The organism is Ruegeria sp. CJ6 (genome assembly GCF_056536665.1).
Genome location: NZ_JBQFQB010000001.1, coordinates 1,022,204 through 1,035,389 on the forward strand (window position 1 = coordinate 1,022,204; position 13,186 = coordinate 1,035,389).

The 13,186-nt window shown below is 52.9% G+C and carries 12 protein-coding genes; 3 read left to right on the forward strand and 9 right to left on the reverse strand.

Translation table 11 applies throughout. The annotated features are described in order from the left end of the window. Positions 1-100: 100 nt before the first annotated feature. Together ACR0BT_RS05160 and ACR0BT_RS05165 are read left to right on the forward strand one after the other, a co-directional pair. Positions 101-1,318: an ROK family protein gene (locus ACR0BT_RS05160; protein WP_480762634.1), complete on the forward strand. Its 1,218-nt coding sequence runs from the start codon at positions 101-103 to the stop codon at positions 1,316-1,318. Next, positions 1,308-2,819, forward strand: coding sequence for a CRTAC1 family protein (locus ACR0BT_RS05165; RefSeq protein WP_170597871.1), 1,512 nt, complete (start codon positions 1,308-1,310; stop codon positions 2,817-2,819). The genes ACR0BT_RS05160 and ACR0BT_RS05165 overlap by 11 nt, the downstream gene beginning before the upstream one ends. Here ACR0BT_RS05165 and ACR0BT_RS05170 read toward each other — a convergent pair whose 3' ends face one another. The 6 genes from ACR0BT_RS05170 to ACR0BT_RS05195 form a co-directional block, all read right to left on the reverse strand. After that, complete coding sequence (locus tag ACR0BT_RS05170; protein WP_170466298.1) at positions 2,820-4,121, reverse strand: cytochrome c peroxidase; 1,302 nt, start codon at positions 4,119-4,121, stop codon at positions 2,820-2,822. Beyond that, the gene (locus ACR0BT_RS05175) at positions 4,118-5,071 is read right to left on the reverse strand and encodes an aldose epimerase family protein (protein WP_223117833.1); all 954 of its coding nucleotides are present in this window, start codon (positions 5,069-5,071) and stop codon (positions 4,118-4,120) included. The genes ACR0BT_RS05170 and ACR0BT_RS05175 overlap by 4 nt, the downstream gene beginning before the upstream one ends. Beyond that, entirely contained in the window at positions 5,068-6,525 is a 1,458-nt protein-coding gene (gene xylB / locus ACR0BT_RS05180; RefSeq protein WP_480762635.1) for a xylulokinase, read from the reverse strand. Before xylB ends, ACR0BT_RS05175 begins: the two co-directional genes overlap by 4 nt. 570 nt (positions 6,526-7,095) lie before the next feature. Beyond that, positions 7,096-7,803, reverse strand: coding sequence for an IS6 family transposase (locus ACR0BT_RS05185; RefSeq protein ID WP_480762636.1), 708 nt, complete (start codon positions 7,801-7,803; stop codon positions 7,096-7,098). Positions 7,804-8,051: 248 nt separating this feature from the next. After that, positions 8,052-8,870, reverse strand: a complete 819-nt coding sequence (locus ACR0BT_RS05190) for a phytanoyl-CoA dioxygenase family protein (protein ID WP_480762637.1) — start codon at positions 8,868-8,870, stop codon at positions 8,052-8,054. Beyond that, the gene (locus tag ACR0BT_RS05195) at positions 8,863-9,921 is read right to left on the reverse strand and encodes an L-idonate 5-dehydrogenase (RefSeq protein ID WP_480762638.1); all 1,059 of its coding nucleotides are present in this window, start codon (positions 9,919-9,921) and stop codon (positions 8,863-8,865) included. The genes ACR0BT_RS05190 and ACR0BT_RS05195 overlap by 8 nt, the downstream gene beginning before the upstream one ends. A 69-nt stretch (positions 9,922-9,990) precedes the next feature. Here ACR0BT_RS05195 and ACR0BT_RS05200 point away from each other — a divergent pair, with 69 nt between their 5' ends. Continuing rightward, entirely contained in the window at positions 9,991-10,758 is a 768-nt protein-coding gene (locus ACR0BT_RS05200) for an SDR family oxidoreductase (RefSeq protein WP_480762639.1), read from the forward strand. Between the two features lie 47 nt (positions 10,759-10,805). Here the strand turns inward: ACR0BT_RS05200 and ACR0BT_RS05205 are convergent, their stop codons facing one another. The 3 genes from ACR0BT_RS05205 to ACR0BT_RS05215 are packed head-to-tail and all read right to left on the reverse strand — an operon-like array spanning position 10,806 to position 13,177. Further along, positions 10,806-11,396, reverse strand: coding sequence for a LysE family transporter (locus ACR0BT_RS05205; protein WP_170403474.1), 591 nt, complete (start codon positions 11,394-11,396; stop codon positions 10,806-10,808). A gap of 16 nt (positions 11,397-11,412) precedes the next feature. Then, positions 11,413-12,336 carry a 2-hydroxyacid dehydrogenase gene (locus ACR0BT_RS05210; RefSeq protein ID WP_480762640.1) on the reverse strand — a complete coding sequence of 308 codons (924 nt, stop codon included), beginning with the start codon at positions 12,334-12,336 and terminating at the stop codon, positions 11,413-11,415. Beyond that, positions 12,329-13,177 (reverse strand): fumarylacetoacetate hydrolase family protein, encoded by an 849-nt coding sequence (locus ACR0BT_RS05215; RefSeq protein ID WP_170512742.1) that lies wholly within the window; start codon positions 13,175-13,177, stop codon positions 12,329-12,331. Before ACR0BT_RS05215 ends, ACR0BT_RS05210 begins: the two co-directional genes overlap by 8 nt. Positions 13,178-13,186: the final 9 nt, after the last annotated feature.

Sequence of the window (13,186 nt, forward strand, 5' to 3'; positions counted from 1 at the left end):
ACTTGAATACCATATTTATTTCAGCCGGTAAAATATTTAGTCTGTTAGGACAGGCGAAATCCAAATAGATTGAGGTAAGAACCAGATTCGTGAGGCCAAGATGCTGAAAAGCAAAGCTTCTCAAAATGCCGCGGACCAGCGGAACATTACGCGCCTGCGGGTGTTGGAACATATTCGGACAAGAGGCTCGATCTCTAGGATAGATATCGCCAGCGCTTTGCAGACCAGCCCTGCGACGGTTACTGCAGCCACAGCCGACCTCATATCTGCGGGGCTGATCAAAGAGATCGAATCCGAACCGCAATCCAAATCCGCCAAAAGGGGTCGGCCCAGAGTTTTACTTCAGCTGGATGGCCGCTCTTACCTTGTTGCGGGCCTCAAAGTGGCGCGCCACATGATCTCGGTCATCCTTGTAGATTTCAAAGGCAACGAGGTCACGTCATACAAACATCCGTTGGACGACGTCCGGATGACGCCAGGCGCATTAGTGGCAACCATTCGCAAGGCCTTGGATAAGGCCTGCGCTCAGATCAACGAGACCCTCGACACCTTATCCGGAGTGTCAATTGGGGTTGCCGGTCTCGTGGACGCAGAAAGGAACTTTGTACACTGGTCCTCTTCCCTTACCGATAGAAACGTCGATTTTAGTCAATTTCTGGAAACAGAGCTGCCCTGCCCCGCCTTTATAGAAAACGACGCCAACCTGGTAGCAAAGGCGGAACAACTCTTTGGGTTAGGCAAGGGTTTTAAGAACTTTCTTGTCGTCACGATCGAACACGGCGTTGGGCTTGGAATTGTCCTGGACGGTAAGCTATATCGCGGGGAAAGAGGCTGCGGAGCGGAATTTGGCCACACAAAAGTCCAACTGGACGGCGCGCTTTGCCAGTGCGGCCAGCGGGGTTGCCTTGAGGCCTATGTCGGGGACTATGCACTGATCCGGGAAGCAACCGTCGCCGATCAACGCATTGGAACGGAAACCATTAAAGAGATCCACGAAAATGCTCGATCCGGAGACGAAAGGGCGAAATCCGTTCTGGCCCGCGCGGGCCAGATGTTTGGTCTGGGAATATCCAATCTGATCAATCTGTTTGATCCCGAACGCATTATTTTGTCCGGAGCTCAGATGGACTTAGAACACCTGAATTCGGACGAGGTGATGACCCGAATTCGCAGTGGCGTCGTGAATGTCGATACCCCCTTGCCGGAAATCACAGCCCATCATTGGGGCGACCTTATGTGGGCTAAGGGAGCTGCGGCGTACGGGATTGAGCAGGTCTCGATCCTCAAGGTAAAGGAGCTGTCGACAAATGCGCCCTGAGCTTTGTATCCTATTCGCTTTTGCATCTGCGGCCAGCGCAGAATCTCAAGCTCCGCAATTCCAAAAGATTGACATCGGCGCTCATATTTATGACGGCGGCTGGGAGCACTTTGTTGGCGGCGGAGTCGCCGTTTTCGATTGTGACGGTGATGGGTTGCCCGAACTCTTTGCAGCGGGTGGCACCAACACATCCAAACTGTTTAGAAACACATCGCACGAAAGCGTTTCATTTCGTGCTGATACCCCCGAGCTGCTTTCCATGGTCGACGTAACTGGGGCTTACCCGCTGGATGTCGACAGTGATGGCGTTATGGATCTGGCTGTTTTGCGCGTCGGCCCCGATCTGCTTATAAAAGGTGAGCCTGATTGCAAGTTCCGCCCTTTCAGCTCCCTTGGCTTCAGATCAGAGGATCATTGGACAACCGGGTTCTCTGCCACCTGGGAAGCTAATCAGACTCTGCCAACATTGGCCTACGGAACTTATGTTGATCGTCACAATCCCGACGGCCCGTTTGAGACTTGCGGACCCACGGTCCTATACCGGCCCAGTGGCGGCAGTTACCAGCCACCGGAACATCTCGAACCAGGCTATTGCGCGCTGTCCATTCTCTTTTCTGACTGGTCCCGCACCGGGCAAGCGGATCTGCGGGTCAGTAACGATCGCCATTACTATGTACGTGGCGGCCACGAGCAATTGTGGGCAATGGAAAAAACTCCACGCCCCTATTCGAAAGAAGACGGATGGTTGGCATATTCGATCTGGGGCATGGGCATCGCTTCACGAGATCTAACAGGCGATGGCTTCCCCGAAGTTTACCTGACTTCTATGGGTGACCAAAAATTTCAAGTTTTTGACCCCGAAGCTGGCGGCCCAACCTGGCGAGACGCCACTTACAGCAAAGGCACAACCGCTCACAGGCCACATATTGGAGACGACGGTCGCCCATCAACTGGATGGCATGCGCAATTTGGCGACGTTAACAACGACGGTCTAGACGATATCTTTGTCGCCAAGGGAAATGTCGAGCAGATGCCAGATGCAGCATTGAATGACCCCAACAACCTACTGTTACAACTGGAGAATGGTCAATTTCAAGAAGCTTCAGTCGAGGCTGGCGTTGCCTCTATGGCCAAGTCGCGCGGCGCGGCTTTGGCTGACTTCAACAATGACGGCTGGCTTGATCTGGTGGTAATTAACCGGGGCTCGGAACTTGAGGTCTATCAAAACCAGCCCCACACCGGGAATTGGGTGATGCTGGACATTTCCCAAGATAAACCAAACCGCTTCGCGGTCGGCGGCTTTATCGAGGCCAGGACCGAGTCAGGTGTGGTAACCCGGGAAATCACAATCGGTGGAGGGCACACCAGCGGTATCGCAGGGCTTCATCATTTTGGACTGGGGGATGCGAAGGCAATCGAAGTTCGGGTTATTTGGCCTGATGGCGAAGAAGGAGGATGGCAGGAAATCCAATCAAATCAGATCATTCAAATTGAGCGATGATCATTGGTCAACCGGCAGTCCACTTGGAACCTGATCTGGAACACCAAGACGTTCCGCGGGATCTTCCAGACTGGCCAGAAAGCTCAGTAGCGCGCTGATCTCCTGATCCGTCAGACTTATCCTCGACAGGTCGCTGCTTCTGGCAATCGCATCCAAATTCTCCGGGTTCGACAATGGCAGCTGATCCTTTGCACCCGGAAAGTCAGGAAGCACAGCCATTTCCAAGGAGTACGAACGCAGGGAATCCTCTGGGTCGAGATGATGGCGCACGATATCTTCAAGCTGCGCATAGGCACCGTTATGCCCGTACGGGGCCGTCAGCGTTACATTGCGCAACGAGGGCGTGCGAAACGCAAACGCATCCTCTGCGTCACCAGTCACGCGTAGGCGCCCATCATCCCGGACATGGCTTTCGAACCGCGCCGCTTTTCCGGGTCCTATCTGCGGCATCGCTATGGAGTGAAATTTGTGGTCTGTTTGGAACCAGCCCGAATGACAGATGCTGCACCCTGCCTTCCCGTAGAACAACTGCATGCCGCGCTGTGCATCTTCCGGCAACTCAGATTCCCCCCGCATCGCAAGGTCAAACGGGCTATTGACAGCGCGCCATTCGAAGGCAATGAAATCAGCTATTACATTCGCAATAGCGGAAAAGGTGATCGTATCCCCCGGTGCAACCTGAGAAAAACGCTGTTCGTATTCCGGGATGGCCGCGACGCGAGCCGCTATCAAATCCCACGCCCCGCCTTCCTGAGTAAGCAACCCGAGGCGTACAGCCTGGCTGACGTCATTCTCGGAATAGTGGCCTGCCATCTCATCAGGAGACAGCACCGGAAACATTGCCTGAGCTGCCAGAGCGGATTTGAAACCTGACCTCATATGAGTGCCCAGCGGCGTCCTGATACCGTTCGCGCGTGTCGGATCAGTTTCAAGGCGCCCATCATGAAAGAAGACTGTGAACTCGGTTGCGCCAAGATTCCAAAGACCCGGCGAATTGCGCGGGATTCGTTGCTCCGGCGGGTTTTTCGCATCGAATTTCCGCTTTGCCCCCAGACCCGCACCACCTTCACCGATCCCAAGCGAGAGCCCATCGGACGTGCCGAGTTTGGGGTGATGACAAGTCGCACAGCTGATATTCCTGTTCCCGGACAAGATCGGGTCGTAGAAAAGCAGTCGCCCAAGTTGGACCTCTTTCACGCCAGGTTCAACAAATTCTGGGATTGGCCCAAGGTTCTGAGCCGCTGCCACCGTAATGGACGCAATTACCACGCTAAAAGCAACAATCGGTGTAACAAGCTTCATGTCACACCCTCTGAAATCTGCAGAATCAATGTCTGCTCGTAAGGGGCTTCAGGAGCGCATATGATCGACGGGAACTCGGGGATGTTGGGCGCGTTGGGATAACCCGATGGCTCGATGCACACGCCAGCGCTCTTGTAAAAGGGTTCCGTGAGGTGAGCCCCGGAGTAAATTTGCACCCCTGCCTGGTCTGACCATACAGATAGCTTCAAACCCGTGGGTGTAGTAAGGTCGGCGACCGGAAGCCCCTTCTCTCGTGCGCTGTTGAAAACGAAGTAGTTGTCCAAATCCGTCAAAACGGCACTGATCGCTTTCGGCGCGGAAAAATCCATACCACTATCTCTTGCGTCCACAATCTTGCCCGAGGGAATACCCTGATTGTCAACTTCAAGATAACGGTTTGAAGTCAGCCGCAGACAATGTTCTGAAATGCCCGTTACGCAACCCAGGCTATAGTAATTATGTTGCGCTATACTTACGGGTGTCGGCCGATCCGGCTGTGCTGAAATCGAATAAACCAGACGCGGATAGTCCAGCCTTACTCGCACTTCAAATCTGACGGTTCCCGGATAACCGCTGGCACCCTCCGGGGAAGTGAGGCGCAATACGGCCTCGTTTGCTGTCATCTGCTCAAGAGCCCAATTCTGATGCGATAGGCCTGCCCGCCCACCGTGCAAGGAATTTCGACCCTCGTTTGCGTCCAGTTCATACCGAACATTTTCCATGTCAAAACGCGCTGCTCCAATCCGGTTGGCGACACGCCCAACGATTGCGCCCAGATAATTATTATCGGTGGCGTAGTCCCGCGGGTTCTCGTATCCAAGGATCATTGGCATCCCCTTGTACCACCAACCTTGAGTTGTCGCCCCGTAGCTGAGTAGCGACACGCGCATGTCGCCATCATTCAGGACGGCTCGTTCGATTTGAGGAGGTATGTCCCGCCTTTTGTTCATCGTTTCGCAAAAGGTGCTAAGGCCGAATAATATTGCCGGTAACGTTGGTATTCATTTTCGAATGCATCGATCAGATCCCCACGAGGCTCGATCACCGTGTCGATTTTGGGCGACATCATCACAGAGTCCGGGTTTGCGCCATTGACGGCGCACATTGCCAGGCGGGCGGCGCCGATGGCGGCACCAAATTCACTGCCCCGGGGCAAGGCAAGGGGCGTATTGAGCACGGTGGCCAGGTTTTTCAACCAATACCGAGATCGCGCACCGCCGCCAACGGCCAAAAGGCTGGTTGGCTTTGTTCCGGTACTCTTGAGGGCCTCCAAACAGTCCCGCATTGCAAAGGCGACGCCTTCCATGACAGCCCGCGTCAAATCAGTGGTCTCCGAGGAAATATCCACACCCAGGAACGCACCACGGATTGCACTGTCATTGTGAGGCGTCCGCTCACCTGAAAGATAAGGCAGAAACGTGATCTCTGATGGGCCATCCAGATCGGCAGGCAGCGAGGCGATCATGTCCCCAACGGACTGGCCCAGATTGCGGGAAAGCCAGTTCAAACTGTTTGTCGCAGAAAGGATAACACCCATCTGAATCCACCTGTCAGGGACAGAATGACAAAAAGAATGTATCGCCGTTTCTGGCGCTGGAGCATAGATGTCTCTGGACACCAGCAACACACCTGAGGTTCCGAGGGACAAGAAGCCAGTTCCATCGCTTGTACTGCCTATCCCACAGGCGGCAGCGGCATTGTCCCCTGCTCCCCCTGCAATCACGACCGGTCCAGACACTCCCCACTCTTGCTCCAACTCGGACCGCAACTCCCCGCCCGGATCACTGCCTTCGACCAGTCGAGGCATTTGTTCGATGTTCATGTGACTCTGTTCCAGTGCGGTTTCCGACCATCGCCGCGCACCAACGTCCAGCCATGAAGTTCCGGCACTGTCAGACATATCGCTGACGTAGTCTCCGGTCAGCCAGAGCCGCAGGTAGTCTTTCGGTAGTAGGACCTTGGCAGTTTTAGCAAACAGGTCAGGCTCATTTGCGCGGACCCATTCCAACTTGGGGGCCGTGAACCCCGGAAAAACGATATTGCCTGAACTCGAACGCATACTCGGCAGTTGATCAAGAATTTCTGCCTCTTTAGATGCCCGCGTGTCGTTCCACAGAATGCACGGTCGCAACACGTTACCATTGGCATCCAAAAGGGTCGCACCGTGCATGTGCCCGCTCAAACCAATGCCGCGCAGCGCAGAAAACGCGTTTCCGTGTGCAGCCCGAAGCTGACTGACGACTTCTTTGCAAGCTTCCACCCAATCCAAAGGGGACTGTTCGGACCATCCGGGTTTTGAGGAAGACGTAAGGATAATGGACTCAGCGCTACCTGCGACGGAACCTGCGTCGTCGACAAGAATCCCTCTGAGACCGGATGTTCCCAAGTCCAATCCAAGATACATCTTTGAACTCACCTACCTTTATTTTAGTTGCTAAAATTAATAGCCGGATAGATATTGTCAACAAAAGTTTCAGGCAAGTTGGCTTCTCAGTGAGATAACCCCGCACCACTGCAGATTTATCGACCAAACGGCGAAATCCGTATCTCTGATCAGTAGCGCACATCACAACAAGCGCAGCCGTCTTGTTCCTGCGCATCGCAAACATGAAGCCAATCGTCGCCCTGTTCGTTGAGGAAGTGGTTCCCAAATTACTTCGCCAAACACCTCGCAGTTAACTGCGTGGTATAGTTAGGTTCATCCGCTTTTGCGCGTCCAATTCTGGCTTGTATTGAACAACCAATCTCAGAGAGTTGCCCCATTTCCACAACTGGCGGCGCGGATCATGAAGCCCGTCATTCGTCAGATGAGTGGATTCTGGCAATCCAAGCCTGGATAACCGCACGACAAATAATAGCGCGAATATCCGAGTATCATCTTACAACGAAACACTGGGTGGGTCCTAGGCTTCAAACTCCATTGGTGCTGTCAGACAAATTCGAACCAGTCTCAATTTGACTCAAAATCGTGAACCTATCCGGAACAAAGTTGACGCCACTCGTCAAGAGCGGCGGTTCGCGTCAGCTTGAAGAAGTCTCGGCTGGTGAGGGATCTTTCCTGGTTAAAGTGGTTGTATACGGAGGAATGGTCGGAAGCGAAATTCTGTAAACTTCGAATGCGCCTTAAACCCTGCATCGCGCGCTCGCGTTGTTGATACGGCAGGTGCGAGTTCTCGACCCGGTTGTTGAGCCATCTACCCGTCGGTTGTTTTTCGAGCGTGCCCAGCTCTCTGACCGCGACTCTGTATCCGGCGAAGCGATCCGTGACGACGGCTTCCGCTTGGCCGTGTCGATTCATCAATTTCTTTAGAAATTTCAATGCTGCAGCTTTGTTTCGACGTTTGGTGACAACGGCTTCCAGCACTTCGCCCTCATGATCTACGGCCCGCCAGAGGTAATGTTTCTTGCCAATCACCTTCACGAAAACCTCGTCCACCTGCCACCTCCAATTCGAGAATTCACGCAGTTGTTGCACCCGCTTTTGTCTGATCTCAGAGGCGAAGATCGGACCGAACCTGTTCCACCAATATCGGCCAGTTTCGTGGCTCACGTCGATGACTCGCTCGTGCAGCAGATCTTCGACATTCCGAAGCGAGAGCAGGAAACGGATGTACAGCATCACCGCAAGGCGGATAATCTCAGGACTGGTTTTATAATATCTGAAAAAAGCAGGTCTGGTCATGGGCAAAAGCTATGCAACACCCCTACCCCGCTAAAGCAAAGTTCTTCTGACAAGACCAAACAGAATGCCTTATGAGCTAGCGATGAATAGTCTAATTTCGAGCTTGCCGTAGACTACCTCTTCAGCTTTTTGCCCGATGGAAGAAAAGCTGAGCGACGATGATAACACTTGTAAGTCCACCAGTTTTCGCGCTTCAGGTCGGCTATCGGGGCGAAATAACAATGGTTCTGAACTTGCGAAGGGAACCATTACACTCCGGCGAAGAGTATTTGTTTCTTGCGGTCTGCATCCCTTTGACACAAAACGAAATCGTTCTCATGCAAAAAGCCCTGAGGGGAGGACGCAACTAAAAAATGCCCAAAATCATCTCGCCCTGCGACTAACGCAACCAAAGTTTTCACGCCATTCTGCTGTTTCATTGAAGGCTTTATGAAACGCAACGCCGCACCAATGCGTCTATCGTCTGTGTTATTGGGCCCTGATGCGTGAAAGAGATGCCCGTGATGCATGGATGCCTGCCCTGCACGCAATTCGGCAGCAACTGCATCTTTTTCGTTCACATCGACTGCGATTTCCTGCCCGCGTGACAAAAGATTGTTTTCGCTGAAGGTGTCCACGTGAGGCACGATAAGGCTTTTGTGGCTGCCAGGAACAAACTTCATACACCCGCTTTGCTCAGACGCTTCTGAAATCGCAACCCAACAGGTAACCTCTTCAGCATCATCCAATCCCCAATAGGTCAAGTCTTGGTGCCACGAGACTATCTTCGATGATCGCGCTTCTTTTACGAAAAGTGCACCGCTCCAAACCATGAGGTCCGGCCCTAACACCGTTGAAGCAGCCTCAATCAGCTTCGGATGGCGAAGTAGTGCATCGAATGATGGTATCAGCCTGTCCGGATAAGAATATAGAAGCTTGAGTTTATCTGGGTCGTCTCTGAGAATGCGCTCAGCTTTCTCAAAATCATCGCGCAGCGTTTGGACCTCAGAAGCCGTCAGGATATCCAGCGGAGCTACGAAACCATCTCTTTCATAAGTCTTTGCAATATCACGCGTTCGTTTATCCATTGTCATTATCCGGAAAAGTTAACTGCACCTTCATTGATTGGGTTCGATCAGACGCGACCTCAAAGGCAGTGACAGCCTCGCCAACTTCGAAGGAATGCGTTACCAACTGGTCGACGTTAATTAGTCCGCTTCGCATCATCTCGACCGCGACTGAGAACTCGGAATGGAAACGGAAAGACCCGCGAAGCACTATCTCTTTTGCAGTCAACGCCTGCATCGGCACAGTCATATCTCCGCCCAGACCAAGCTGAACCAATGTTCCACCCGGTCGCAAGCATGCGACGCCAGAAGCCAGAGCCGATTGAGCCCCGGAACACTCCAGTTGTACATCAACCTGACCCTTGTCGTTTTCAAACTGCTCCAGTTTTTGTGGATCGGTGTAGGTGTTGATGACATCGTCTGCCCCGCATCCACGCGCCAGAGCGAGGGTCTGGTCCGAGATATCCGTCGCCACTATTCTGGCCGCCCCAGAACGACGCGCCGCCAAGATCGTGAGGCAGCCGATTGGACCGCATCCCGTGATAAGTACCGTTTTACCTAAGAGGCTCCCGACTTGTTTAATCGCGTGCAAACAGACCGCCAAAGGTTCGGCCATAGCGGCCTGCGCAGGACTTAACCCATCTGCAGGAACGCATTGACTGGCTTTCGCTACGAGTTTGCTTTGAAAAGCGCCTTGGATATGCGGGAACGGCATCGCACTGCCATAGAACTTCATATCAAGACAGTGGTTTTGCTGCCCGATCAGACAATAAAGGCAGGATTGGCAAGGTCGGGATGGAGAAACTGCAACCAGTTGACCTAAATGCAACCCCTGCACACTTGACCCAACTTTCACGATCTCCCCGGCGATTTCGTGTCCAAGCACCATCGGTTGACGCAACTTGATCGCGCCGAAACCACCGTGGTTATAATAATGCAGGTCAGAGCCGCAAATCCCTCCCGCGCGCATGGCAATCAAGACTTCGTCTGGCCCCACGTCGTGCACATCCCGGTTTTCCAACCTCAGATCTTTTGCGGCATGGATAACAACAGCAACACTGGCCGAAGACATTGCACGGACTCCCTATACAGATTGCCAAAAGATACGGATAGTCGGTGCTGACAACCAAGGGATTTTTGCATGACGCTTGAAATGTTTAACCTAGAGGGAACACGCGCGCTCGTAACAGGCTCTAGCCAAGGCATTGGATTTGCGTTGGCTCGTGGTTTGGCTGCCGCCGGTGCGCAGGTCGTTTTGAACGGGCGCGATGCCACTAAACTAGCGGCAGCAGCATCCGAGCTGAGCGAAACAGGCGCCTCGGTACGCGAACTTTCGTTCGATGCAACCGATCATGAAGGTGTCCGATCTGCTGTGGACGACTTTGAAGAAAAAGTCGGCCCAATAGACATCCTGATAAACAACGCCGGAATGCAACACAGGACGGAGTTACAGGATTTCCCCGCTGATGCCTTCGAGCGCCTGCTACAGACAAATGTAGCGTCCGTCTTTCACGTCGGTCAGGCTGTGGCACGGCACATGATTGAAAGAAAGTCTGGTAAGATCATTAACATTGCGTCGGTTCAATCCGCATTAGCAAGACCGGGTATTGCGCCTTATACGGCGACAAAAGGCGCCGTGACCAATCTTACAAAAGGAATGGCAACTGATTGGGCTAAGTATGGTCTAAACTGCAATGCCATTGCGCCTGGATATTTCGATACACCTTTGAACGCCGCCTTGGTTGCCGACCCAGAGTTTAGCTCATGGCTTGAGAAACGTACCCCGGCCGGTCGCTGGGGCAATGTAGAAGAACTTGTCGGCGCCGCCATTTTCCTTGCTTCCCCTGCATCCAGTTTCGTCAATGGTCATACTCTCTATGTCGATGGTGGAATAACGGCGTCACTTTGATCTGCAGCTTCCAATCGCCTGCTAAGCAAGACCGACTTAGATATCGTTCATAGCGCCGACCCCAAGGCAATCACCACAACCACCATTAATGAAGCGGCCATCGCAATATTGATCCTTTGATGCGATCTCTCGCTTAAATCAAGGCTACCCAGCTTTGCGCCAGCACCCAGCCAGATCATGTGCACTGGAACCCAAATCATATTGAATACTACGATTTTTATGACGACCTCCCAAACGGGCGCATCGGGCAAAAAGGCAAACCCTGAAAACAATGCTGTGCCGACCACGTAAGCCTTGGGATTGATGAACTGAAGTGTCAGACCGTTCGCAAAACCAAGCGGCGAAACCGCAGGAGAAAATCCGACCTTTGAGCCGGCGCTGGCAATACGCCAGGCGAGAAATACCAGATACCCGACAGAGGCGAATAGCAACAAAGTTCTAAGCACCGGTACAGCCAAAGCAACCGCAGCGACTCCAGAGACAACTAACATCATGTTGATGAACCCGCCCAGCATCAGACCAGCCACAAAGGCGAGTCCAGCTCGAAAACCAAATGCTGATCCAATACCCGCGGTTGTTAGAACACCCGGGCCCGGCGTAATCAGCAGAAAGAAAACCGCGACAGCAAACTCAAACACTTTTCAGATTGGCCTATTACAGATCTCTGCATTCCGGCACAGCTGTGATCACCGATCCGTCCTTATGGTGTTGCAGCAGATTGTCGACAGTCAGGTCACCCATTGCTGCACGCGTCTCAAAAGTCGCGCTACCAGCGTGAGGGAGCAGAACGACATTGGACAACTCGCGCAATGCTTCTGGAACGCGCGGTTCGTCCTCAAAAACATCAAGCCCTGCCCACCCGAGCTCACCATTTTGCAATGCAGTAATTAAGGCAGTTTCGTCGACAACCGAACCTCGACTAACGTTTATCAGAGTGCCGTCTGCCCCCAACGCGCGCAACACCTCAGCGTTGACCAGCCTATTGGTCGACGGGCCGCCGGGCGTGATGCATATGAGGACGTCCACATGCTCTGCCATTTCAACCAAATTGTCGAAATATCGATACGGGACATCCTTTTGATTGCGGGTGTGATATGAGATTTCGGGTGCCCACGGCTCCAACTTATCAACAATCGCCTGACCAATGCGACCAAGACCAAGAATGCCTATTTTTTGATTGTCCGCTGATCGCGTCAAAGGGGCATTACCTTCAACTTCCCATCGCCCGGACCGGACGTATTCATCGTCACGTATGAGCTCTCGATAACATGACAGCAACAGCAGAACGGCAGTGGTTGCGACTTCTTTGTTCAACACATTGGGCGTGTGCGTCACAACAATCCCGCGCTCAGCCGCAGCACTTGCGTCGACGGCGTCGTAACCGACTCCATAGACGCTGATCATCTTCAGATTACTGAGTGAAATCATTAGGTCATGCGGAACGCCATCATGCCCGTTCGTTACGATATGCGTAATACTTTCCGCGTTGAAATCGTCTAATTGTTGAATATTGAACACTGAAGACAGGCGTTCTCTCATCCGTTCAGTGATCCCTCCGATTTGCAACAAGTCAGTCATCTTGGCCGACCTTTTGCCGCTGAACACCAAGCCCATCGATACGAAGCTCCATGACGTCGCCTTTTTTCAGATAAACTGGTTCCGGTTTGATCCCCATTCCAACACCGGGCGGTGTTCCAGTAGAAATGACATCACCGGGATGCAGTGTGAAAAGTTGGCTTAGATGCTCAATGATCTCGGCAACGGAAAAGATCATCGTGGCAGTATTCCCGGTTTGCATGCGCTGACCGTTTACATCCAGCGACATACCAAGACTCTGAGGATCCGGCACCTCATCCCGGGTCACTAGCCACGGGCCGGTAGGGCCAAATGTGTCGCAGGATTTTCCTTTGGTCCATTGACCTGTCAGTTGCGTTTGAAAATGCCTTTCCGACACGTCGTTTACGATGCAATAGCCCGCAACATATTCGAGTGCGTCGGCCTTGGAAACGTATTTGGCCGTTTTACCAATGACGACCCCCAGTTCGCATTCCCAGTCGGTATGTGTAGACCCCCGCGGCATAACAACATCATCATAGGCACCTATGACAGCCGAGTTCGCCTTGAAAAAAAGTATCGGATGCTCGGGAATATCTGCGCCGGTTTCTGCAGCATGGTCCGAGTAGTTCAAACCGATGCAAAGAAATTTACCGATGTCACCGACACACGGCGCGATACGAGGGTCGCCCTCTACAATTGGCAGGTTGTTCGGATCCAATGACCGCAGGTTATCAAGCGTTCCGTCATCCAACATATCCCCCGTGATATCATTGATATGAGCGGACAGATCCCGCAATTGACCCTCAGAGTCGACCAAGGCTGGCTTTTCCGAGCCCTTGGCTCCGTAACGAACAAGTTTCATTTCTGTTCC